18 protein-coding genes and 1 pseudogene are annotated in these 22,805 nt (G+C 64.5%); 11 read left to right on the forward strand and 8 right to left on the reverse strand.

Annotation, left to right across the window (positions count from 1 at the left end):
- Positions 1–115 precede the first annotated feature (115 nt).
- From recC to NYR97_RS08780, 5 genes are all read left to right on the forward strand, one after another.
- Complete coding sequence (recC, locus tag NYR97_RS08760; protein ID WP_316697567.1) at positions 116–3,520, forward strand: exodeoxyribonuclease V subunit gamma; 3,405 nt, start codon at positions 116–118, stop codon at positions 3,518–3,520.
- Positions 3,517–7,749: a UvrD-helicase domain-containing protein gene (locus NYR97_RS08765; RefSeq protein WP_316697568.1), complete on the forward strand. Its 4,233-nt coding sequence runs from the start codon at positions 3,517–3,519 to the stop codon at positions 7,747–7,749. The genes recC and NYR97_RS08765 overlap by 4 nt, the downstream gene beginning before the upstream one ends.
- Positions 7,750–7,972: 223 nt before the next feature.
- Positions 7,973–10,168 (forward strand): exodeoxyribonuclease V subunit alpha, encoded by a 2,196-nt coding sequence (recD, locus tag NYR97_RS08770; RefSeq protein ID WP_316697569.1) that lies wholly within the window; start codon positions 7,973–7,975, stop codon positions 10,166–10,168.
- A 24-nt stretch (positions 10,169–10,192) separates the two neighbouring features.
- Positions 10,193–11,251 (forward strand): virulence RhuM family protein, encoded by a 1,059-nt coding sequence (locus NYR97_RS08775; RefSeq protein WP_316697570.1) that lies wholly within the window; start codon positions 10,193–10,195, stop codon positions 11,249–11,251.
- A 42-nt stretch (positions 11,252–11,293) separates the two neighbouring features.
- Positions 11,294–11,590, forward strand: coding sequence for a HigA family addiction module antitoxin (locus tag NYR97_RS08780; protein ID WP_316697571.1), 297 nt, complete (start codon positions 11,294–11,296; stop codon positions 11,588–11,590).
- Positions 11,591–11,625: 35 nt separating this feature from the next.
- Here NYR97_RS08780 and NYR97_RS08785 read toward each other — a convergent pair whose 3' ends face one another.
- The 3 genes from NYR97_RS08785 to NYR97_RS08795 form a co-directional block, all read right to left on the reverse strand.
- Positions 11,626–11,931 (reverse strand): type II toxin-antitoxin system RelE/ParE family toxin, encoded by a 306-nt coding sequence (locus NYR97_RS08785; protein WP_316697572.1) that lies wholly within the window; start codon positions 11,929–11,931, stop codon positions 11,626–11,628.
- On the reverse strand, positions 11,931–12,185 hold the full coding sequence (locus NYR97_RS08790) for an antitoxin (RefSeq protein WP_104586310.1): 255 nt from the start codon (positions 12,183–12,185) through the stop codon (positions 11,931–11,933). The genes NYR97_RS08785 and NYR97_RS08790 overlap by 1 nt, the downstream gene beginning before the upstream one ends.
- Positions 12,186–12,756: 571 nt before the next feature.
- On the reverse strand, positions 12,757–13,089 hold the full coding sequence (locus tag NYR97_RS08795) for a hypothetical protein (protein WP_102255212.1): 333 nt from the start codon (positions 13,087–13,089) through the stop codon (positions 12,757–12,759).
- 559 nt (positions 13,090–13,648) lie between these two features.
- On the opposite strand from NYR97_RS08795, the gene NYR97_RS08800 reads away from it, so the two are divergent.
- A complete protein-coding gene (locus NYR97_RS08800) occupies positions 13,649–14,056 on the forward strand; it encodes a hypothetical protein (protein WP_316697574.1) in 408 nt (135 codons plus the stop codon).
- A 34-nt stretch (positions 14,057–14,090) separates the two neighbouring features.
- Complete coding sequence (locus NYR97_RS08805; RefSeq protein ID WP_316697575.1) at positions 14,091–15,245, forward strand: XVIPCD domain-containing protein; 1,155 nt, start codon at positions 14,091–14,093, stop codon at positions 15,243–15,245.
- 114 nt (positions 15,246–15,359) lie between these two features.
- Here the strand turns inward: NYR97_RS08805 and NYR97_RS08810 are convergent, their stop codons facing one another.
- The 3 genes and pseudogenes from NYR97_RS08810 to NYR97_RS08825 all read right to left on the reverse strand — a co-directional run bounded on the left by NYR97_RS08810 (position 15,360) and on the right by NYR97_RS08825 (position 18,638).
- On the reverse strand, positions 15,360–15,692 hold the full coding sequence (locus tag NYR97_RS08810; protein ID WP_104592033.1) for a hypothetical protein: 333 nt from the start codon (positions 15,690–15,692) through the stop codon (positions 15,360–15,362).
- Between the two features lie 202 nt (positions 15,693–15,894).
- Positions 15,895–17,651 (reverse strand): annotated as a pseudogene (locus NYR97_RS08820) (TIGR04141 family sporadically distributed protein).
- A 165-nt stretch (positions 17,652–17,816) separates the two neighbouring features.
- Complete coding sequence (locus NYR97_RS08825; protein WP_316697577.1) at positions 17,817–18,638, reverse strand: restriction endonuclease; 822 nt, start codon at positions 18,636–18,638, stop codon at positions 17,817–17,819.
- Between the two features lie 361 nt (positions 18,639–18,999).
- Here NYR97_RS08825 and NYR97_RS08830 point away from each other — a divergent pair, with 361 nt between their 5' ends.
- From NYR97_RS08830 to NYR97_RS08840, 3 genes are all read left to right on the forward strand, one after another.
- Entirely contained in the window at positions 19,000–19,896 is an 897-nt protein-coding gene (locus tag NYR97_RS08830) for a pseudouridine synthase (protein WP_316698117.1), read from the forward strand.
- 118 nt (positions 19,897–20,014) lie between these two features.
- Complete coding sequence (locus NYR97_RS08835) at positions 20,015–20,344, forward strand: hypothetical protein (RefSeq protein WP_316698119.1); 330 nt, start codon at positions 20,015–20,017, stop codon at positions 20,342–20,344.
- Between the two features lie 101 nt (positions 20,345–20,445).
- Positions 20,446–21,153, forward strand: coding sequence for a DUF2306 domain-containing protein (locus NYR97_RS08840; protein ID WP_316697578.1), 708 nt, complete (start codon positions 20,446–20,448; stop codon positions 21,151–21,153).
- A gap of 58 nt (positions 21,154–21,211) precedes the next feature.
- Here the strand turns inward: NYR97_RS08840 and NYR97_RS08845 are convergent, their stop codons facing one another.
- Together NYR97_RS08845 and NYR97_RS08850 are read right to left on the reverse strand one after the other, a co-directional pair.
- Positions 21,212–21,613, reverse strand: coding sequence for a hypothetical protein (locus NYR97_RS08845; protein WP_316697579.1), 402 nt, complete (start codon positions 21,611–21,613; stop codon positions 21,212–21,214).
- Positions 21,614–21,632: 19 nt separating this feature from the next.
- Complete coding sequence (locus NYR97_RS08850; protein WP_316697580.1) at positions 21,633–22,088, reverse strand: hypothetical protein; 456 nt, start codon at positions 22,086–22,088, stop codon at positions 21,633–21,635.
- Positions 22,089–22,388: 300 nt separating this feature from the next.
- On the opposite strand from NYR97_RS08850, the gene NYR97_RS08855 reads away from it, so the two are divergent.
- On the forward strand, positions 22,389–22,790 hold the full coding sequence (locus NYR97_RS08855; RefSeq protein WP_316697582.1) for an antitoxin Xre/MbcA/ParS toxin-binding domain-containing protein: 402 nt from the start codon (positions 22,389–22,391) through the stop codon (positions 22,788–22,790).
- Positions 22,791–22,805: the final 15 nt, after the last annotated feature.

Here is a 22,805-nt window from a genome sequence, read left to right on the forward strand (position 1 = left end):
TAGGCTGTGCGGTTGCCCATGTCACAGGACAGCCATGGGCATCGGCACCGATCGCTGCATGCAGATCCTCGGCAAACGGCGCAGCACGGCCGCATCCGGCACAATGCACGCACGCATGCACGCCACTTCCGCGCCCGATTTCCGCCTCTATCCCTCGAACGCGCTGGATACGCTGGCCGCCTTGCTCGCACAGGAACTGCGCCGGCCGGTGCCGGAGCAGCCGTTGTTGCAGCCGGAGGTGGTGCTGATTCCGCAGGTGGCGATGCGGCGCTGGCTGCAGTCCACGCTGGCGGCCGAGCACGGCGTGGCGGCCAACCTGGAATTCCTCACCCCCGGCGAATTCGTCGCGCGCGCGCTGGAGTGCAATCTCGGCCCGGCCGACGACGATCTGGACATGGCCACCACGCAGTGGCGCCTGTACGCCGCATTGCAGGCCGACCTGGGCAGCGATGCGGCGTTAGCGCCGTTGGCCGGCTATCTGTCCGATGGCGATGCGCTCAAGCCATGGGCATTGGCCGGCGAATTGGGCAACGTATTCGAGAAGTACCAGGCCTGGCGACGCGACTGGTTGCTGCGCTGGGAAGGCGGCGCCGACCCCGATGATCCGCAGGCGCGCCTGTGGCGCAGCATCGCCGCCGGCCGGCAATACCGTGCGCGCCGCATCGGCCAGTACCTGGATCGCTACGCGCGCCCGGACGGTCCGCTGCCGCAGGGCTTGCCCAGGCGCCTGTTCGCCTTTGCGATCCTGAATATTTCGCCCGACGTGCTGCGCGTGCTGGCCACGCAGGCGCGTGTGGGCACGCTGCATTTCTATCTGCCCACGCCCACCCAAGGGTACTGGGGCGATCTGCAGACCCTGTGGCAACGTCGCCGCGAAGACGGCGCGGTGCAGCTGTTTGCCGAGCAGGTACAGGAAAACCCGCTGCTGCAGGCCTGGGGCGCGGCCGGGCGCGACTTCATGGCGTTGGTCGGCGACTACGAGGTGGTGCACCCGCTGGCCGAGATCGCCGCCTATGCCGACCCGCTGGAGTCCGGCCGCCGCGCACTGGCCGACAGCGGCCTGGGCGACAGCCTGCTGCGGCGCATGCAGAGCGATCTGTTCCATCGCCGCGCGCCCAGCGTGCCTGCCGTGTTGCCGGCGGTGAATCTGCACGACCCCAGCCTGCAGGTGCACGCCTGCCACACACGGCTGCGCGAGCTGCAGGTGCTGCACGACCAGCTGCGCGCCTTGCTCGACGATCCACGCTTCGACCCGCCACTGCAGCCGCGCGAGATTGCGGTGCTGTCGCCGGATATCGACCCGTACGTGCCGTATCTGGACGCGGTGTTCGGCAGCCACGGCAACGACGACGCGCTACCGTACGCGCTGGCCGATGCCAGCCCGTTGGCCAGCGAGCCGTTGGCCGAGGTGTTCCTCACCTTGCTCGGCTTGCCGATCGCACGTTTCGGGCTGCACGAGATTCTCGACCTGCTGGCCAGTGCACCGATCGCCGAGGCCGCCGGCCTGGACGAAGCCGGGCTGGAACGCCTGCGCGGCTGGCTGCACGCGGCCGGCGCGCGCTGGGGGCTGGATGCGGCGCATCGGCGTCAGCACCAGGCACCGAGCGACGATGCCTATACCTGGCGCTTCGCACTGGACCGGCTGCTGCTCGGCCATGCCAGCGGTGCTGACGACGATATCGAGGGCGTGGCGCCCTGGCCGCAGCTGGAAGGCAGCGCATTGGCTGCGCTCGATATCTTGTTGAAGCTGCTGCGCGTGCTCGAACGTCACCAGTCCGTATTGGCCGAAGCGATGACGCCGGTCGAGTGGCGCGAGCGTCTGCTCGGTCTGCTGGAGGCGCTGATTCCAAAAGCGCCCACCGCGCCACGCGCGCAGCGCGCGCTGGATCGCTTGCGCAGCCTGATCGATCAATTCGCCCGCGATGCGGTGCGCGCCGAGTACACCGGCAAGGTGCCGGCCGAGGTGGTGCGTGCGCACTTCGCTGCGGTGCTGGGCGAATCGGACACGCGCGCGCCGCTGCTCACCGGCGGCATCAGCTTCGGCCGCATGGTGCCGATGCGCCTGCTGCCGTTCCGCGTGATCTGCCTGCTCGGCATGAACGATGGCGACTTCCCGCGCCGCGACCCGGCCGCCGGGCTCAATCGCCTCACCGCCGAGCTGGGCACCGAGCGCCGCCGGCACGGCGACCGTTCGACCCGCGAGGACGACAGGTTCCTGTTCCTGCAGTTGTTCGCCTCCGCGCAGGAAGTGCTTTATCTGAGTTACCTCGGCGCCGATGCGCGCGATGGCAGCGCGCGCGAACCATCGGTGCTGGTCAGCGAATTGTTGGCCAGCGCTGCGCAATATCACCTTGACCCCAAGGCAATCGACACGCTGGTGGTGCGCCACCCGTTGCAGCCATTCGCCGCCGCCGCCTTCGGTGCGCTGGGCGAAGACGGCGCCGACCCGCGTCGCTTCAGTTATCGCCGCCAATGGCGGCCCGCGGTAGATAGCCTGATTGGCCAGCGCCAGCCGCTCGCGCCGTGGGTGGCCGGTGCGTTGCCGGCCGATGACATCGCGGTGCCGACCAGCGTCTCGATCGACGAGCTACGCCGCCTGTTCGCCGACCCGGCCGGGCAGTTCCTGCGCCACCGCCTGGGGATGCGTTTGCCGGATCCGGCCGGCGAAGACAGCGATCTGGAGCCGCTGCTCGCGCCCACGCGCGGGCTGGAGCAATACGGCCTGCAGCAGCATGTGTTCGACGCCGCGCTGGCCGGCGACACCGAGCGGCTTTACGAGCGTCTGCGCGCGCGCGCGTTGCTGCCGTCCGGGCCGCTGGGCCGCCGCCAGCTTGATGAGCGGGTGGCGCAACTGCGCCCGTATGCCGAGGCATTCCGGCAATGGCGTGGCGAGGCGCCGGCGCAGTCGCATCGGCTGCAGGTGCAGATCGGTGATGTCGAGGTGCATGGCCGCGTGCCGGGTTGGTATGCGAGCGGAGTAGGGCGGGTGCAGGTCGGCGCACTCAGCGGCCGCAGCGCGATCCGCCACGGCCTGGAATGGCTGCTGCTGCGCGCCGCCGGCGAGCACGCACCGTATGTGCGCTTTTTCGAAGACGAAGACGGTTTAGGCCCGCATCCCATCGACCCCGAACCGCTGTCGCAGACGCAGGCGCAGGGCGCGTTGGCCGCACTGCTGCAGGTGTATCGGCACGGCCTGCAGGCGCCGCTGGCGTTCGCGCCCTATAGCAGCTGGAAATATCACCAGGCCGCGCGCAGCGACGACCTGGACAAGGCCATCAAGGACGCCGCCGGGCAGTGGCAATCCAGCTTCGGCTGGAGCGAATCGCACAGCCCGGAACTGCGCCTGGTCAACCGCGGCCGCGACCCGTTCGCCGATGCGCAGCGCTTTGCGGATTTCGCCACCACCAGCCATCGCGTGTACGACCTGCTTGAGCGCGGCAATGCCGACGCCATGCTCGATCCGCAGCGTCTGGTCGAGAGCTGGCGCCACTGGCACGGCGCACAGGAAGAGGCCGAATGAGCGCCGGCCCGGTCACCGACCCGTACCTGCATCTGCCCTTGCGTGGCGTGCGCCTGATCGAGGCCAGCGCCGGCACCGGCAAGACCTTCACCCTGGCCACGCTGTTCACCCGGCTGGTGGTGGAGCGCGGCCTGCGCATCGGCCAGATCCTCGCCGTCACCTTCACCGAGGCCGCCACCCAGGAACTGCGCCGCCGTATCCGCGAGCGCCTGGTGCTGGCCGCGACCCTGGTCCCCGACGCCCCCGTAGGAGCGGCCCCGGCCGCGACCGACCTCGCCAACGGCCCGTCGCGGCCAGGGCCGCTCCTACAGGAGGCGCCCGAGGTCCTGCTCACCCGCACCCCCCCCCCCGTAGGAGCGGCCTTGGCCGCGACCGACCTCGCCGACGAACCGTCGCGGCCAGGGCCGCTCCTACAGGAGCCGCCCGACGTTCTGCTTACCCGCGGCATCCTCGCCACCCACCTGGCCAACGGCACCGAAACACCCGCCGCCCTGCGCCGCCGCCTGCAACAGGCGGTGGAAGAAATCGACCTGGCCGCCGTGTTCACCATCCACGGCTTCTGCGCGCGCGTGCTGCGCGAGCATGCACTGGAAAGCGGCCAGGCCTTCGCCGCGCCGGAACTGCTCGCCAACGACCGCGAACTACTCGGCGAAGTCGCCGCCGACCTGTGGCGCCAGCGCGCTGCCGATGCGGCGATGGCCGAAGACCTGGTCGCGCTGTGGTCGGGCGGCCCCGATGCACTGGCCAGCGATCTGCGCGCCTTGGTGCGCCATCCAACACTGCTGCCGGCGGCCGCCACGACGACCGACGATTCCGCTGCGCTGCTGCAGGCGGTGCAGGACGCCAGCGCCGCATTGGCCACGGCATTCCAGGCGCACGGCACCGCGTTTTTCGACACCCTCATGGCTGCCATCGACGGCGGCATCCTGAGCAAGGTCAGCTACAAACCGGAGTGGCTGGCCTCGCTGTGGCATTGGTTCGACAGCTTCGCCGCCGCGCCATCGGTCAACACCGCCCCGCACCCCAAACTGATCAAGCTGACCGCTGCGGAGCTGGCCGCCGGCACCAACAAGAAGTTCGTCGAGCGCACGCCGGCCTCGCCGCTGAGCCACGAGATCGACGGCTATCTCACCGCGCTGGCCCGTGTCGAACAATGGCGCACCCGCCGCCGCATCCGCCTGCTGCACGCCCTGCGCGAGGACGCCATCGCACGGCTCGCGCTGCTCAAGCGCCAGCGCCGCGTGCAGACCTACGACGACCTGGTCGATGGCGTCGCGCACGCGCTGGAAGGCGCGCAGGCGCAGGCGCTGGTCACGCGGCTGCGCGCGCAATACGCCATCGCGCTGGTGGACGAATTCCAGGACACCGACGACCGCCAGTGGGCGATCTTCTCCAATGTGTTCGGCGAAGGCCCGCTCGCGCGCGCCGCCGGCCTGGCGCCGGCGCTGTTCCTGATCGGCGACCCCAAGCAGGCCATCTACGGCTTCCGTGGCGGCGACGTGCGCACCTATCTGGCCGCCGCGGTCACTGCCGAACTCGCCCCGCCGCTGAGCCACAACTTCCGCTCGCGCCCCGGCGTGCTGGCGGCCATCGACGCGCTGTACGCACAGGCTGGCTATACCGAGGCCTTCCTCACCGACGGCATCGCCTTCCACCCGGTGCGGCCCGGCACCAAGCGGGTGGATGCCGACCTGCAACGCGATGGCGGCCCCGCCCCGGCGCTGACGCTATGGCGCGCGCCGGAACCGCCGCCGCCTGCGAAAGGCAAGCCCAAACCCTGGAGCGCCGGCCGCGCCCGCGAGCTGGCCACCGCCGCCTGCGTGGCGGCGATCCGCGGCTGGCTGGCCGGTGGCCGCGACGGCACTGCCACCGTCACCGGCCGTCCGGTGCAGGCCGGCGATATCGCCGTGCTGGTGCGCAGCCATGGCGAGGCCACGCGCATGCAACAGGCGCTGGGCGCGGTGGGAATTCCGGCCGTGGCGGCCGGCAAGCAAAGCCTGTTCGCCACCGACGAAGCGCTGGAACTGCTGGCCCTGCTGCAGGCCTTGCTCGACCCGGGTGACGACAGCCGCCTGCGCGCCGCCCTGGCCACCGTGCTGATCGGTGCGGATGCCGCCGCCATCGCCGCGCTCGCCCACGATGGCGAGCGTCACCGCCGCTGGCAGCAACAGGCGCTGGACTGGCGCGAGCGCTGGCAACGCGGCGGCCCGCTGGCCCTGATCGGCGAGCTGGGCGCCGCGCACGGGCAACGCCTGCTCGCGCTGACCGATGGCGAACGCCGCCTCACCAACTACCTGCAACTGGCCGAACTGCTGCAGGAAGCCGACGCCCGCGCACTCGGCCCGCATGGCCTGGTCGACTGGCTGTCGCGGCGCATCGCCAATGCCGACGACAACGACGAAGCCCAGCAACTGCGGCTGGAATCGGACGCGCGCCGCGTGCAGATCGTCACCCTGCACAAGAGCAAGGGCCTGGAGTATCCGCTGGTGTTCCTGCCGTACATCGGCATCGGCCGCAGCGACAAGGGCGCCGGCCGCCACTGCGTGGTGCATGCGCCCGAGCTCGGCCGCCAGCTGCACTGGAAGACAGACAAGGAAGACCCAAGCTGGAGCGCCGCCGAAGCGGCCTGGAAGCAGGAACAACGCGCCGAAGACGCACGCCTGCTCTACGTCGGCCTGACCCGCGCCGAGCACGCGCTGTGGATCGCCAGCGGCCCGTTCCACCAGCACGAGCGCACGGCTTTGTCCGGCATGCTGCGCGCGCTCGACGCGCTGCAGGGCGCGGCCGGCGAGGGCGCGGTGGTGGTGGACACGTCTACGCCGCCCACCAACCTGCCGCGCCTGCCGCCACCGATCGAGGCGCAGGTGCCGCCCGCGCGCACGCCGCAGCGGCATATCGCCCCGGAGTGGTGGGTCTACAGCTTCACCCAGCTGGCCAACGCCGATGCCGGCGCCGCCACCGACCCGATGGCCAGCGCCACGGTGGTGGGCAGTGGCGGCAGCGACGAGCCGGCCGGCAGCGAGGCGATTGCGGTGGCCGCCGAGGTCGACACCTTCGACCCGCGCTTTGCCGGCAACCGCTTCGGCGTGGTGATGCACGACGTATTCGAGCGCTGCGACTTCGCCGCCTGGCAGGCCTGGCGCCCCGGCCTGCCCGCACCCGAGGGCCAGGCTGCCGCCATCCTCGAGGCGCTGCAACGCGGCGGCTACGTCGAGAAGGAATGGGACGACGGCCTGGCCATGCTCACCGCGCTGATCGGCCACACCCTCACCGTGATGTTGCCCGAAGGCACCCCCCTGGCCGCCGTGCCCGCGCCGCAGCGCCGCAACGAGATGGAATTCCACTTCGCCATGCGGCCCACCCGCGTGGAGGCATTGCTCGCATTGCTGCATCGCTTCGGCGTGGTGGGCGAGCGCCAGGCCTTCGGCGCGCGCCAGCGGCTGGAAGGCCTGATGACCGGCCTGATCGACCTCACCTACACCGTGGACGGCCGCTGGTACGTGCTCGACTACAAGTCCAACCGTCTGCCCAGCTACGACGCCGACGCCCTGGCCCGCGCCATGGCGCACAGCGAGTACGCGTTGCAGGCGCTGATCTACACCGTCGCCCTGCATCGCTGGCTGCGTTTCCGCCTGGGCGAGGCCTACGACTACGCCCGCGACTTCGGCGGCGTGCGCTACCTGTTCTGCCGCGGCCTGGACGCCAGCCGCAACCCCGCATCGGACCCCGGCTCCAACCCTGCTCGTAACGCCGCAGCCAACCCCGGCTCCGACCCCGCCAGCAGCGCTGCAACCGACCCCGGCGCCGATCCCGCACGCAATGCCGCGACCAACCCCGACTCCGACCCCGACTCCGACCCTGCCCGCGGCGCCGCAACCGACCCCGGCTCCGACCGCGCCCGCAATGCCGCAGCCAACTCCGGCTCCGGCTCCGATCCTGCCCGCAACGCCGCAGCCAACCCCGTCGCCGCCCCCGCCAGCGACGCCATGTTCCACACGCCCGCACCCGGCATCCAGGCGGCATCCGTCTCCGTTGCGCCCGGCATCCACGCCTGGCGCTTCGACCCGGCCCTGGTCCAGGCCCTGGACGCCCTGTTCGCCGGCAATCCCACCGAACCCCTGTCCAGCGACGCAGCAGCGCCCCATTCCCCCGATGGGCAAGCGCCCCTCTCCCCCCGGGAGAGGGGTTGGGGTGAGGGTACGTTCGCCGCCGAAGCATCCAAGCCATGACCCAACAGACCGCACTCCCGATCAGCGCTGTGCGCAAGCCGCGCTCCCCTCGGGGCGAGCACACACCGCTTGCGCGCCATGGCGCGCGTGCCTGGCAGTGCCTGCGCCACGCCGCGCGGGCCGGGATGCGGAGCAGAGGTTGGGGTGAGGGTGTCGTGCAGGATCAGAAATGTGCCGATCGACAACTCGCCCGAGGCGCCTCCGCCCACCAGGCGTCCACCCCATGAACCAGCCAAACCTCTTCAGCGCGCTGATCAAGGCCGAGGCGCTACGCCCGCTGGATCTGGCCTTCGCGCAAAGCCTGCAACGCCTGGCCCCGGACACCGACCCCCAGGTCCTGGCCGGCGCCGCGCTTGCCTCGCTGGCCGTCACCAGCGGCCACGCAGGGCTGGACCCCGCCCGTGCCGGCATGCTGCTGGACGCACGCGAGGGCCCATCGCCCGCACTGCCGGAGCCCACCAACTGGCAGCGCACCCTGGCCGCCTCGCGCTGGGTCGACCAGCCGGCTCCGGAAGACCCCGCCGCCGCGGACTGCCCACTGGTCCTCGAACACGGCCTGCTCTACCTGCGCCGCTACCGCGAGTACGAACGCCGCCTGGCGCTGGGCCTGCAACGCATCGCCGCCCAGTCGCCGCCGCCCTTCGACGCCGCCACGCTGGCCCCGCTGTTCGCCCAGTTATTCCCGAACGCCACCGCCTCATCCCCTCTCCCCCCGGGAGAGGGTGCCCGAAGGGCGGGTGAGGGTACGGGCCTGCCGGAGCCATCTGTCTACCAAGAAGCCACGGCCCCGCTCGTCCAATCCCACCCCCCAGACCGCCAGGCCCAGGCCGCCGCCCTCGCCCTGCGCCGCACCCTGCTGCTGGTCACCGGCGGCCCCGGCACCGGCAAGACCACCACCATCGCCCGCCTGCTGCTGCTGCGCATCGCCCAGGCCAACGCAGCCAGCACCCCGGCCCCGCGCATCGCCCTGGCCGCGCCCACCGGCCGCGCCGCCGAGCGCATGGCCGAAAGCCTGCGCCTTGCGGTCGCGCGCGCCATCGCCAACGGCATCGACCCGGCCCTGGCCGATGCCCTGCCCACCGGCGCCAGCACCCTCCACCGCCTGCTCGGCGTCATTCCCGATTCCCCAAACTTCCGCCACACCGCCGACAACCCGCTGCCGTTCGACCTGATCGTGGTCGACGAAGCCTCCATGGTCGACCTGCCGCTGATGTGCAAATTGGTCGAAGCCGTGGCCGACGGCACCCAGCTGATCCTGCTCGGCGACGCCGACCAGCTGCCCTCGGTGGAAGCCGGCGACGTGCTCGCCGCCATCCTGCAGGCCGCCGGCCCCGGCGACGCCCTGCAGCCGCACGACGCCGACGCGCTGCAACCCCTGCTCGGCAGCGCGCACCCTGACACCACGCCTGCCAGCATCCAAACCGGCGGCCACACCGTCAGCCACACCCACAGTGGCGGCCTGGCCGGCCACCGCGTGCACCTGCTGCGCGGCTACCGGCAAGCGCACGACTTCGCGCTCGCCCCGTTGGCCGACGCCGTGCGCGCCGGCGACGCCGACACCGCCCTGGCCCTGCTGCGCAGCGGCGAGCTGGCCGGCGTGCACTTCCACGAAGACGGCGAAGACCCGCTCACCCTGGGCCGCGACGCACTGCTCGCCCATTGGCGCGCGCTGGCCGACGCGCACGACCCGGCCGCCGCCCTGCGCGATGCCGCGCGCCTGCGCCTGCTCACCGCCGTGCGCGCCGGCCCGCAGGGCGCACGTGGCCTCAACGCCCGTATCGAACAACTGCTGGCCGAAACCGGCTCCGGCGCCCGCCGTCTCGGCAGCGCCTCGCCCTGGTTCCAGGGCCGCCTGCTGCTGATCACCGAAAACAGCTACCGCCACGGCCTGTTCAATGGCGATGTCGGTATCTGCCTGCGAAGCGATGCGAATCCCTTTTCGGGGCGCAGCGACGAAAGTCCGTCTTCAGGGCCAGACCAGTCCGGCAGCACCACCAACCGCCACAACCCAGGCACCGACAGTCGCGCCCAAGGCCCGTTGGTCGCCTGGTTCGAAGGCGACGGCGACGGCCAGGTGCGCGGCTTCCACCCTGCCGCCTTGCCCGCGCACGAAAGCGCCTTCGCCATGACCGTGCACAAGGCCCAGGGCAGCGAGTTCGACACCGTCTGGCTGCAACTGCCCACCCGCGACGCCCGCGTGCTCAGCCGCGAACTGCTCTACACCGGCATCACCCGCGCCCGCCGCGCCCTGCACCTGGCCGGCAGCGAAGCGGTCATCCGCAGCGCGCTCGCCCGGCACGCCGCACGCATCTCGGGTCTGGCGTGGCGGTTGGGTGGGGAACAAATACGGCCCGCTGCCGAAATCACACAGGATTTGCCAGAGGCACCGGTTGCACCGCTGCAAGGCTCGTTATTCTGATGACATCACGCGCTTGGAGACCGCATGAACACTGATGACAAGGATGCCCCTGCTTCCGAGCTGATCCTGTATCGCAGCGAGGATGCACAGACACACATTCAAGTACGGATGGAGGGTGACTCTGTTTGGTTGACCCAGGCGCAGCTGGCCGACCTGTATCAGGTCACAGTCAAGACGATCAGCGAGCACCTGCAAAACATTTTTGCTGAAAATGAGCTGGATCCTGAACGAACTGTCCGGAAACTCCGGATAGTTCAAATCGAAGGTGCGCGAGAGGTTCGTCGTGCCGTGGATCACTATCATCTGAGTGCCATCCTGGCCGTCGGCTATCGCGTTCGCTCGTCGCGCGGCACACAGTTCCGGCAATGGGCCACCGCCCGGCTTACCGAGTATCTGGTCAAAGGCTTCGCCATTGATGAAGAACGCCTCAAGCGTGGCCCTGATGACGGCTACTTTGAAGACCTGCTCGGCAAGATTCGCGACATCCGCTCCTCGGAGAAGATGTTCTGGCGCAAGGTGCTGGAGATCTACGCCACCAGCGTCGACTACGATGCCTCGGCCGAGGCTAGCCAGCGCTTTTTCGCTACCGTGCAGAACAAGATGCATTGGGCTGCGCACGGACACACTGCCGCCGAGCTGATCATGGAGCGCGCAGACGCAGGCAAGCCGTATAGCGGGATGACCAACTGGGTTAGCGCTACGCCGCGTGCGTCCGACGCCACGGTCGCCAAAAGCTATCTAAATCCTGACGAGCTGGACGCACTGAATCGCATCGTCACTGCCTATCTGGAATTTGCGGAGCTTCAGGCGCTGAACCGCAAGCCCATGACCATGGCCGACTGGATCGCCAAACTTGACGACTTTTTGCGGCTAAGCGACCGAGAGGTGCTCACTCACGCGGGCCGGGTCAGCCGTGAGCAGGCGCTGGAATTTGGTAAGGCGGAATTCGCACGCCACAAGCAGCAGAAGCTGGCCGAGCCCTCAGCGGTCGAGCGCGATTTCGACGCCGCTACGCGAGAGTTGAAGAAGATGGCACGTGCCCGGGGCAGTGGCGCAGCTGGCAAGAAGGCCGGAGATGCATAAACCCAGTCCCGGCATTGTCAATTACCACTGAGCACGAGGCACATGACAGTCCTACCCAACATCCACCTCTGTCCCGGCGAAATCCTGCTTGAAGAGTTCCTCGAGCCGATGGGCATCAGCCAGAACGCACTGGCGCGGGCCACCGGCGTGCCGCCGCGCCGCATCAACGAGATCGTACTGGGCAAGCGCGGCATCACCGCCGACACCGCCGTGCGCCTGGCCGCAGCGTTGGGCACGACCGAGCGCTTCTGGCTGGGCCTGCAAGCCGATTACGAGCTGGAACAGGCGCACCGCGCGCTGGGCGACCTGCCGTCACGGATCAAGCGGCTGGCGACTTGAGTCGAAAGCCACACCATCGCTACGTGGATCGTGAGCTATAGCCTGCCGGCTAAACGCACCATCAGATCCATGCGCTCATGCAAGATCGCCACGATCAGCGATGGAGCCTGCTCACGCGGCAGGCAGAAGACGTAATGGTGCATGCAATGCGACATGCGCAACGCAGGGTACAGCGTGCTCAGATCCTTGAAAGTGCATTCCCCTGCTGCGAGATGGGCAATGCCCTGTTCCAGGTCTGCGATGTATCGGCGAACCTGCGCCTGGCCCCAGCGTGCCGAGGTGTAGCGGATGATCCCGCGCAGATCGGCTTCGGCTGCGTCGGTGAGGACGTAGCCGTGCATCAGCCGCGACGGCCCTCGGCCAATTCTTCATCCAGGATGGTGCTGATGCTCTTGGTAGACACGTTGCCGGCAAGGCCTTCCTCGACACGTCCCCCAAGCAGGCTTTTCAACTCATGCCATGCCTGATCAGCGTTTATATCGCCAGGGAACAGGCGTTCAAGGGCGTATTGCTTGATGGTCTTGCCTTGCAAAGCCGCCAGCGCCTTCAGGCTCTGGTGCTGCTGATCGCTTAGGTCGATGGTCAAACGGCTCATGGACGCGCTCCGAAATCCGCACAAACCCACATTAGCACAGCTGGTTTGGCCGAGCCCGTTGTTCGGTCAACAGCGCATTGAGGCACTACGCAGGCCATGTCAGTAGCGATTGAGAGAATCTGACAAGCCGGGTTCGCAAGCCAACGCTCAGCGCCACACGCCACGCTTAAAAAACGCGAGGCCAGGCATCCGCCTGACCTCGTCTGCCGTCTGGCAGGCCGGGCGGCTTACTTGCCCTTCTTTTCCTGCTTGGCCGCGCGCTTTTCCTTCAGCGTCTTGGTCGGCTCTTTCTTCTGGCTCTTCTTCTGGTCCATCCCCTTGCTCATGACACCCTCGTAGTTGCTGGATTGATCGGTGGGGCAGCGCCATGACCCTGGCGTGCCTGCGCACTGTACGGCTTGCGCGGGGTGGATGGCAGGGGAGAGCGGGCGGAGCGACGGGCGGTGCCTCAGGCTTGGCGTTCTTTGGGGGCAGGCGCCGGCCGATCGGCGCCGCCGGCAGAGCCACAAACGCAAAACGCCCGCGTGCGACGGTGAAGGTCGGCACGCGGACGCTGGCGACAGCGGCGGGCTTACTTGGCCGGCACGCGCTGGTACTGCTCGCCACCGGTGTTGAGGTGGCCGTTGGCCGCGTCGATGGCGAAGTTCACCGTCTCGCCATCGTTGGTCACCTGCAGCGCCCCGTCCTTGTAGACCGCCGGGTAGCTCTCGGTCTTGGGCTTGCGGCTGAAGAACTTCGGCGTGGTGCTGCGCACCATGAAGGTCTCGCCATTGCGCTCGATGTCCATCGTTTCTTCCTGCGTCTGCACGTTGACCCAGTGGCCGACGAACTTCTCGCCCTCCACCTTGGCGCAACCGCTCACCAGCAGTGCCGCGGCCAGCGCGGTGCCCATCCACTTCATCATCGTGTCTTCTCCAGTTGAGTCTGGAGCCGAGGATGGCGGGTGGGGACTGTAGAAAGGGTTAAGGCGTATCGGTGACGGATCAAAAAGGGAGCTGATCCGGCACGAACGCTCAGCCTGATCCGGCGCATCCCACCCCATAAAGCCCGAGTGCAAGCGCCATCGACGGCCGGTAACGCGATTCGCGCAAGCGAGGATCATTTCGCCGTTGGGCTTTGGAGCTGCCGATACAAACGATACCGTGCAACGTCTGCAGACCGTAAAAAGTTTGAACCTCCCGACATGCTGTCGCCGTTGGCGGCAGCGCTTTGGTTATTCCAGGTGGATATTGCCGTGCTAGATTTCCACGACAGTTCTAGCGCGGGATAGAGAGATGGCCCTTCGCATTCGAGGATCACATGGTCTGCCATTTGGCTGGGGACATGCCGCCTTCCCGCGAGCAATCTGGTTGCCGCTTGGGCTACTGGCGTGCACCCTCCATTCGGGATGTGCTTCTAGCACTCCACGCAGTCACACAGCTGTAGCAGCTACCAAGCCCCCCAGTGAAACCAGGAGCAAAGACGTGACGGAACGCCTCAAGCAAGATGTGGATCGTTTGATCGGCACTGACTTCCGGGACATCGTGGCCATTAGTGCTCAGCTTCACACTCAACTCCGACCGACCCAGTCAGACGGGGAAAGAGAACTGCAAGTCAGCGAGAGCGGGACACTGGCTGGTGAAAAATTGCAGCGTATTGAGTTGAGTAATACAACAGGCAATCCATCACAAGGGAAATTAGTGATCGATTTCTTTCCGCCTGGGCCGGCCTTCGCAGATGCACCTTGGGTGGACGCTGTTCCTTACCCGCCTCGGCCAGACGCCCCCGATTCGAGAGCCTATTGGGTGATGAGGGTTGATGGTGCAAAAGTCACTTTCGGTCTGACGCAAGACCAGTCGCACTTGAGCTATATCTCGATTAACAAGCTGTAAGCTGAGTGTAGTTACTCGAGCAAAGGAGTGCATGATGGAATCCAATGAAGAATCAAGATTTCCACAGCCGCAACAAGCGGCTGCATCTTCTGCCGGTGTACGTCCTGCCTCTCCGCTGACGGACCCCGCGCTTACGCCGCTTGTCAGTCAGTCGCCCACGCTTCAAGCAGGCCTGTCTCAGCTCAAGCGTGATGGCATAGGTGTTGTGTGGGGCAATGCAGGCGGGGGCACCTACATAATTCCTGACAAGCAAATCGTTATTGACCAGAACGCGATTGGCAAGGGTGAAAGACTTGCTGGATCACTCTCACATGAGATCGGACATCATCGATTTACCGAGGAACCCGATTATTCCTCCAAGCATGCATACGTCACCAACATGCTGCGCGGCGAAGCTGCCGCAACACTCAGTAATGCGCTGGTCCGGCGTGAGATTCTGAATAATCAAGGTCCCGATATCGGTATCGCTGGTAGCGGTCCGAGACCAAAGCAGTACGAAGAAATTGCTGATCAGCAAATGGCAGGCAAAATCACGCGCGATGCAGCGTTGAATCAGATTTCCCAGGTATTCAAGACTGAGCAGCCTTCCGTTGGGCCGAGTAAGACGTACGAGCAGTATTACGGGGACTATTACGACAAGCACGTTGCACCACTGCAGCGCAAACACGGTAGGCCGGAGCCAGGATCTGGTACCGATAGCCTCGTCAACGATGTGAAACAGGACTTGCCGAGCCGTGATTCACAAGCGCCATTGTCGGCAAAGCCATCTCTGCCAACGCAGCAAGATCACGCAGATCACGCGCTGTACCAACAGATCAAAGGTGGTGTGGAAAAGCTCGATGCGCAGCATGGCCGGGAGTGGGATGGATCAAGTCAGCGCATGACGGCCAGCCTGCTTGTGCTCGCAAAGGAAGAAGGCCTGACGCGTGTGGACCATGTGCTGCTCAATAGCCCAACAGACAAGCTTGCGGCCGGAGAAAAGGTGTTTCTGGTCCAGGGTACTCAGAGCGACCCAGCGCACCTTCGTGCCGACATGGCCACTATGCAGGCGGTGCAAACACCTGAAAACCAATCGTTTGAGCGCGTGCAATCGATCAATCAAGCTCAATCGCAAGTGCGAGAGCAGCAGCAAGCGCTTGAGCAATCTCAACAGACAGTCACCCCGCCTGGGCCAACGATGACGCGTTGAGAGCGTTCGCGGACGTGCTTGCAAAGATATTGACAAACCGGCGGGGCTACAAATGCAAAACGCCCGCGTGCGACCGGCAAGGTCTGCACGCGGGCGCCGGTGACAGGGGCGACCTTACTTGGCCGGCACGCGCTGGTACTGCTCGCCGCCGGTGTTGAGGTGGCCGTTGGCCTCATCGATGGCGAAGTTCACCGTCTCGCCATCGTTGCTGACCTGCAGCGCCCCGTCCTTGTAGACCGCCGGGTAGCTCTCGGTCTTGGGTTTGCGGCTGAAGAACTTCGGCGTGGTGCTGCGGACCATGAAGGTCTCGCCATTGCGCTCGATGTCCATCGTCTCTTCCTGCGTTTGCACGTTGACCCAGTGGCCGACGAACTTCTCGCCCTCCACCTTGGCGCAACCGCTCACCAGCAGTGCCGCGGCCAGCGCGGTACCCATCCACTTCATCATCGTGTGTTCTCCAGTTGAGTCTGCGGCGAGGATGGCGGGTGGGGGATGTATGGGAGGTCAAGGGTTCCTCGCACAGGCGTTCGAATACAAGCGCCGCTGACGCTGGCTAAGAGACTTGACATAATCAAGTTAATCCAAGTTGCCAGACTTCTTAATCTGTAAAGGATTCACTCTGAATCTGCTTTCGGACACCTATGCTGTGCTAATTTACAGCGGTCTTATTTTTCGCAGTTTTAGCGGCCTTTTTTGCTTTTTTCTTTGCTGCTTTCTTCGCAAGGAACGATGCTGACTCATGAATGCGCATAAGGTACGCATTAAAACCGTAAGCAGTAAGAGTTCGAATGCTTGAAAGTAAACTTATTTTGCTGAAAAACGGTATGTCTGAGGGAGGAGATGTTGAAGGGCCATCTATGATGGCATAAACTAAATCGTAGTCGCTGCATGGGAACTTAATTGGTACCTGCCGCCGTTTCCGGGACCTCAATTGCTCATTTACTTCTTTGACAAATTCTGGTGCCGAAGCTAAAAGGGTGCAAGAAACAAGCCCTTGGTTAAAGAGATGGCTAAGTGATGCAGATTCTCTGCCTCTCTTTACATGAATCAACTCCCCTCTATTCGCAGATGTGGCGTGGCGGAGTAAATCACAAACTTCTATGCTGCTAGGTCCTCCGCCGAATCTAATCAGTTTCTTATCTAACAATGTGTAAGCCAACCGGGTTTGTGAAGAGACGGCCAGGTTATAATCCCCTTCATCTGCATGATCGTATTCAGGAAAAGCAGAAGAGGAAACCTTCTCAGGAATTTTTTGTACGCATCGTCAGTTGCTTTTGCGAAATTAGGGTTAATTTTATACCAATTTCCCTGGTGTAAGATATAATTGTCATTACCGAGTCTGGTTTCCCAATAAATACAGCTAAAGGCCGGATAGCTGCCATATGATTTATCCGATGACCTTTGGTAATATATTTTTCTGGATCTAAGCGTTGATAGGCTGCTGTTCTTATTGAATGTTTTTCTAAAATCGGAAACTTCTATAAATTGAGAAAAAATAGTTTCTTTGGTAATGGGCCAATAAGAAAATCCGGATAAATTGCTCCAATCAATTATTTCAGGGGCGGCGAGCCACATCTTGGAAAAATTGAGGGATTTGAAGTTGAGCCAGAGATTCTCGTTCAATTCTCTCAGTTTCGCGTCATCAGTCTCATGAGTTAAATTATTGACCCAAGCAAATTGACTTTCTTTACCATCAATTTTCTTCAAGTAATCCGAAGATTCTGCTCGCGAAAGTGCAGTAATTATTGCGCGCTCCACAGAAGCCATATCGGCGCTAACAGATATTTGCAGTGAGTCCATACCGGCCACAACGTCGCCTAAGTCGCCTGAGTATGCTTTCTGAGTTACCCCTACTACGGCCTTTAACAAATCCTGATCAGGATTTACGCCATAAGCAGATATTGACGAAATTTTTGTCGCTTGAGTTCTAGTGAGTCGAGGGTTCGCATCGAAGGTTTGCTTATCGATGGAGGCAATCCTTCCCGGCTCTATAGAATTTAGGCAAACTTTGACTCCAAACCTAGTGTCAATGCAACTATGTTCAAGCATGTGTCGGCCGTGGCCAAATGCTAGAACAAACTGGCGGTCCTTGATCTTCAGAACAAGGAGTGCGGACACACTCTTATTCTTAAGTTGATCTGTAATTTCGTTATCTAATCCATCGTTGATAAAGTAAACCCAATCCGGGGTATTTTCAGATGGTGGATGCTTGATTAGAAGCGTTCCTGCAACGCCACCCGATTCAAAAGACAATTCTCGGTGTTTGACGACGCCATCGTCCTCACCTGATCCGGAGGATTGTGTGAGGTATTCCCTTTTTTCCCAAATTTTTGTAGCTGATTCCAAATTATATTTTAGGAGGAAAATGTTCAAGCCAATCTTACTTTTTGGTTCTTTAGACGGCATTGGGCGTGGCTCCTTATTATCTACTCTGCGTTACGCTGCATAAATACTTTGGCTCGCTCCCGGCTCTAGATTAAGCTAGCGGCAGCAACTGATGGACAGGCTTCGAACTGGTAACAAATTCTCTGCATCTGAGGGATGTCTGTAGCCAGGTAAAACGAGGTCGGTTCACGCGGTTCCTCTGCATCTGGGGAACTGTCTGCAGCCTAGAAAGTGCTCACTGGTACGCCGATTCCTTTTCTGTATAAGCGCGCTGCCGCAGTGCGGGCAGCTTGGTGTGGCGGTGGCTGTGGAGGCAGTGGAAGCAAAGACAGGTTCGACGCGTGCCGCCGTCAGTGTGGTTGTCGCTTGTTGTTGCACCGCTCGGATCATGTCCAACAACTGTTCGCCCCCAATCAGCTCAATCGGCTTGCCTTGTGCGAAGCGCTCTGCGTCCTTCGTGTAGGTGCCGATACAGACGATCTTCACCGCATGGGCCTGGTGATGGGCCAGCAGGCCGTACATCTCGCGCACGACGCTGACGCCGACCTGCTGGCGCTTCCACTGTTTGCATTGCACCAGCGTGCGGCGGCCGTCCTTGCGCAGGATCAGGTCGATGCCGCCGTCTGCGCCGCCCAGGCCTGTTTCTTCGACGCTGTAGCCCTGGCGGCGAAAGGCTTCGCCCACCAGCTGTTCGAACTGGCGCCAGCCGCCGGCGGCCAGGCTCTTTAGGCTTGTGCGTGTTTCCAAAAAGCGCCGCCGGCCGCGTGTGCCCAAATAGGAGAACAGCGCAGCAAGCCAGCAGACACCGAGCAGCATCCACGCCAATGGCGCGAGCATTCCACTCGATTGCTGTGCGAAGCCTTGCGACAACATTCCGCCCTGGTGAGAGAACCACCAGCCGATGCCGTAGCGCACCACCAGATACGCAGCGATTCCCATAACGAAGCCAACCGGCCACGGCAATGCGGCCAGCGCATCGAACCCACCCTGTTTCTTTCTGCGTCCCATGCCAGAACCCCCGTTCCCGGTTTGAACATAGCCGTTGAAACGGCTTTTGTCAGCAGATCATGCGCGCCGTTGCGATCGATGCCTCATCAACGCTTGGCACGACGCGTGCGCAGGCAAACGGGCGTGTTCTTTACGCTAAAGCTTGAGTTCGCTTGCGCGTTGTTTAGCGCAACCGCATGCCAATCAACGCGATGAAGCGGGCTGCGGTAGTGGTCACTGTGTACGCTTTCCAGTAATGCACGCGGTGCGCAGCACTCGAAAGTCTCTCTCTCAGTGGAGAGCCGATGCATCACTGCGGAGAGAATCGACGCGACAAGGTACGATCAAAGCCAGTCTGCTTGAGTACGCTTTTGCTGTCGCCATGTCTGCTCCTCGCCCGAACCTCGATGGCACTCCTGCCAGCCAGTTCCAGCTCCCGCCCGGCCCGTGGCACACGGTGTGGGAGGCGCTGTGTGCGTGCTTTCCGGTCGTTGGGGCTGACACTTGGCGTGATCGCTTTGCACGTGGGCGCGTATTGGATGCGCAGCAGCAGGCATTGGATATCGCTGCACCGTATCGGCTTGGTGCGGAGATCTATTACTTCCGCGAAGTAGCGGATGAGCCGATCATCACGGCAACGGAAACGGTGTTGCATTCAGACGCGCATATTGTCCTGGCCTGCAAGCCGCATTTCCTGCCCGTGGTCCCAGCCGGAGCGTACGTGCACCAGACGCTGTTGGCCCGTTTGGTGCGCCGCTTCGATAATCCCGCGTTGGTGCCGCTGCACCGCATTGATCGCGACACTGCGGGGTTGGTGTTGTTCTCGGCCAACCCGGCCACGCGCGGGATCTACCAGGCGCTGTTCCGCGAGCGACGTATCCGCAAGCACTATCTGGCAGTGGCACCGCCGCTGCCGGGGCTGGCGTTTCCGTATGTGCATCGCAGCCGGCTGGAGCCGGGTGAGCCGTTCTTCCGCATGCGCGAGGGCGTGGGCGAGCCGAACAGCGAGACGGTGATCGATGTGGTCGCGCCTGGCGCATACACATGGACGTATCGGTTGGAGCCGGTCACAGCCCGCAAGCACCAGTTGCGCGTGCATATGGCCGCGCTGGGCGCGCCGATCCTGCATGATCGCTTCTATCCCGACCTGGAAGACCAGCGGCCCGACGATCCGGAACGGCCGCTGCAGTTGTTCGCGCATACGTTGGTGTTCGATGATCCGATCACCGGTGATCCTCGGCTCTTCACCGCGACAGTCGAACCGACAAAATTGGCTTGAGACGCGAGCCTCCGTTTCGCTAGAAATCCAGGCGAAATATCTGGTTTTCAGATATCCGAAAGAGCGCGTTACGCTGGCTTTGCGGACATCCCGTCCGCTCACGTCGAGGATGGACGCCATGACTGCTTCGAAAGCCCTTTCGACTACCGCTCGGCGACGCGCCACGCCAGCGGCCAAGCTGCAACCGCACCAAGAGCCCTTCACCTTCGGCGTCACCCTGCAGCAGATCGACCAGTTCCACACGCTGCTGCGCACGATCACCGCGCAAAGCGACATGGTGGCGGTGTGCAGCGGCAAGCCGCTGGATGCCACCAGCTTGTCGGTTCTGGGCGAGAGCATCTTCAATGCCGCCCGTGCGGCGCGCAGTGTCGTGGATGAAATCTATGAGCAGCGGCTCGGCAGCGAGTGGCGGGACCCGGTGTCACATGACGTGCAGCGGCACGCGTAAGCCTTCGTCCCGCATCGCTCCCAGGATCCGCGCCAGCGCTCCCGCGGCGTGTCCATGCTAGCGTGCCGCTGCCGAGAGCCGGCTGGCCGAAGGAGCGGGGCATGCGGGTCGATCCAGTGCGCGAAGGTGTCGCGGTTGCTGGTGGCAGGCCGGTCGCCAGTGTGGCATGGGCGCTGCTGTGGCTTGCGTTGGCTGCATTCGCGGCTGAGTTCGTGCGCCACGTGTACCTGAAGTACGCCGCGCTGGAGTCGCCGGCATACGCGATGTTCCTTACCCGGCGTGGCTGGCTGTGGCTGCACCTCGGTGGCGGCGCCGCCGGCATCGCACTGGGCACGCTGCAGTTCCTCACGCAACGCTGGCGCAGGCACGCATGGGTACACCGCTGGGTCGGGCGTGCGTATTTCGTCGGCATGCTGGTGGCGATGCTTGGCGCCACCGGGTTGATTGCCACCTCGCCAGCGCCGATGGTCATCCGCATGGCCTTCGCGGCGACGGAAGCGGCGTGGCTGGTGGTGGCCTACGTCGGCCTGGTGGCCATCCGTCGCGGGCAGGTGGTCCGGCACCGGCGCTGGATGGTACGGGCGTATCTGGTGACCTTGGCGCCGGTCATGTTCCGTGTGGTGCTCTACGCAGCGGTCGGTGCCGGGGTGACGCCATCGGCCGATACGATCGCGGCGCTGCTATGGGCCAGTTGGGCGGTGCCGTTGCTGATCCATGTAGTGGTGAGCGCAATCGCCAACGCCGCGCGAGGAGACGTGCGACTGTCCGCAGCCCGGCTGGGTGCCAGCGCCGGCATTGACGCCCGCTGACACGGTCCCTGCGCAACCAGCCAGCACAGCACGCGTGGACCCGGCGGCAACCGACGCGTTAGAGACAGGTGCCCCCTCGGCCAACACTGAAGGACACCAGATTCCCCTGCGCATCGAACGTCAGCGAAATCATGGTGAACGTGGTTGCGCAGGGAAAATGCGGCCACCGCGTTCGCACGGGGGCAGCCATGAGCGTGGGACCAATGCCCATGGCGGTGCGCAGCGCGTTGCGCTCCGCCCAGGCCCGTACCTGCGCTTGCGACATGCCGAGTGTCAGTTCCCGCTCGGCTTTATTGCGCCAATACGTCTGCTGCTGTTGTTCGGCCGGGCTTGCCGTGCAGCGGTAGCCGCCCAGTGCGACCAGCAGCAGGACGATGCCGATGCCCAGCCATACCCTGCGCCTGTGTCGCCTTGCGCGATCGCGCGGGCGCAGGGTGTGTGGTTGCAATGAGTCGTGCATCGGTAGCGTGTGCCTGCGCTTAGCGGACCTTGTACAACACCGCCGCACCCGGCCTGGGCTCGAACATCGGCACGGTCTGCTGCTTGAGCGCGGTGCCCTTGGCGTCCCACACCAGCGTCTCGACCGGGTAGTCCTCGTTGCGGCTCATGTTGCCGATCTGCTTGACGATCACTGCCGAGCTGGCGGGCACTTCCGGGTTCCAGGCGAACACGCCCAGGCGGCCGTAGAACACCGCCGGCGCGGCGGCGTCCAGGCGGCGGTCGGGGCACATGACCAGGCCGCGTTCCAGCATTACCCGCAGCGCGCCCACGGGCACGGCTTTGACGGTAGGGCCGGTGCGGTCGGTGCTGTGGCCGGGGCAGACATTGGCCGAGCGGGTGAGCATGTCCTCGACCACCTGGCGGTCGGGTTGGGCCAGCGCCGGCAGCGCAGCGGTGGACAGGGCAAGCACGGCGAGAGCGGATTTCCAGGGCATCTGACAACTCCTCATGAGATGACACTCCAATACTGCAGCCCTGCGGGCGGGCTGCTGCCAGTGACGCGCCCGGATGCTAGCAAGGCGGACGTTAAGCGCCGCCCATGGTCGGCGCCGCTTGCGGGTGGCTGCGCTCCGGCGGCATCAGCCACCGAAGCCGCGCCCGGTCCCATGCTGAGCACGCCGGCCGATGCGGAAGGCAACGGCCGCTGACGCTCACATCGCCTGTCAGGAGACTCCTGATTGAGCGGCGAGGGCGAGGCAGATAGCGTGCGCGCTATCACACCGTTGGACTGCTTTATGGAACGTGCCGACCTCATTGCATCACTGCTCACTGGCATGCGGCGTGCCGAAGACTTCCGCGCGCAGGGGGCGGTCTACAACACCGCGCACAGCCAGCAGATGGCGGTCGACCACGGCAAGGCCGCCGACGCCGAGCTGGTGCTGTCGCTGTTCGCCTTCACGCCGGAGCACCTCAAGCTGCTGGGCAGCACCGGCATCGAGAACCTGGGCGAGATCGTCTGCCACGCCTGGGCCTTGAACGGCGGCAACAACGAGGCGCTGATCGGCTGGTTCCGCAAACCCATGAACGCCCTGGACGGGCAGACACCCGCCGCCCTGGTGCGCGGCGGCCGCCTGCAGGTGCTGCTGCTGGTGCTCAGGCAGCAGTTGGAGTGGGAGTTGCCCAAGCGCTCGGCCTGAGTACCGACACTGCCG

The organism is Xanthomonas hydrangeae (genome assembly GCF_032697525.1).
Lineage (GTDB): Bacteria > Pseudomonadota > Gammaproteobacteria > Xanthomonadales > Xanthomonadaceae > Xanthomonas > Xanthomonas hydrangeae.

What these genes read in the sequence shown, in the direction of transcription:
- NYR97_RS08825 (WP_316697577.1), bottom strand. Translation starts at nt 18,638, where the DNA reads ATGGGACGCAGAAAGAAACAGGGTGGGTTCGATGCGCTGGCCGCATTG.
- NYR97_RS08780 (WP_316697571.1), top strand. Translation starts at nt 11,294, where the DNA reads ATGACAGTCCTACCCAACATCCACCTCTGTCCCGGCGAAATCCTGCTT.
- NYR97_RS08830 (WP_316698117.1), top strand. Translation starts at nt 19,000, where the DNA reads ATGTCTGCTCCTCGCCCGAACCTCGATGGCACTCCTGCCAGCCAGTTC.
- NYR97_RS08765 (WP_316697568.1), top strand. Translation starts at nt 3,517, where the DNA reads ATGAGCGCCGGCCCGGTCACCGACCCGTACCTGCATCTGCCCTTGCGT.
- NYR97_RS08775 (WP_316697570.1), top strand. Translation starts at nt 10,193, where the DNA reads ATGAACACTGATGACAAGGATGCCCCTGCTTCCGAGCTGATCCTGTAT.
- recC (WP_316697567.1), top strand. Translation starts at nt 116, where the DNA reads ATGCACGCCACTTCCGCGCCCGATTTCCGCCTCTATCCCTCGAACGCG.
- NYR97_RS08795 (WP_102255212.1), bottom strand. Translation starts at nt 13,089, where the DNA reads ATGATGAAGTGGATGGGCACCGCGCTGGCCGCGGCACTGCTGGTGAGC.
- NYR97_RS08835 (WP_316698119.1), top strand. Translation starts at nt 20,015, where the DNA reads ATGACTGCTTCGAAAGCCCTTTCGACTACCGCTCGGCGACGCGCCACG.
- NYR97_RS08855 (WP_316697582.1), top strand. Translation starts at nt 22,389, where the DNA reads ATGGAACGTGCCGACCTCATTGCATCACTGCTCACTGGCATGCGGCGT.
- NYR97_RS08845 (WP_316697579.1), bottom strand. Translation starts at nt 21,613, where the DNA reads ATGCACGACTCATTGCAACCACACACCCTGCGCCCGCGCGATCGCGCA.
- NYR97_RS08805 (WP_316697575.1), top strand. Translation starts at nt 14,091, where the DNA reads ATGGAATCCAATGAAGAATCAAGATTTCCACAGCCGCAACAAGCGGCT.
- NYR97_RS08785 (WP_316697572.1), bottom strand. Translation starts at nt 11,931, where the DNA reads ATGCACGGCTACGTCCTCACCGACGCAGCCGAAGCCGATCTGCGCGGG.
- recD (WP_316697569.1), top strand. Translation starts at nt 7,973, where the DNA reads ATGAACCAGCCAAACCTCTTCAGCGCGCTGATCAAGGCCGAGGCGCTA.
- NYR97_RS08840 (WP_316697578.1), top strand. Translation starts at nt 20,446, where the DNA reads ATGCGGGTCGATCCAGTGCGCGAAGGTGTCGCGGTTGCTGGTGGCAGG.
- NYR97_RS08850 (WP_316697580.1), bottom strand. Translation starts at nt 22,088, where the DNA reads ATGCCCTGGAAATCCGCTCTCGCCGTGCTTGCCCTGTCCACCGCTGCG.
- NYR97_RS08810 (WP_104592033.1), bottom strand. Translation starts at nt 15,692, where the DNA reads ATGATGAAGTGGATGGGTACCGCGCTGGCCGCGGCACTGCTGGTGAGC.
- NYR97_RS08790 (WP_104586310.1), bottom strand. Translation starts at nt 12,185, where the DNA reads ATGAGCCGTTTGACCATCGACCTAAGCGATCAGCAGCACCAGAGCCTG.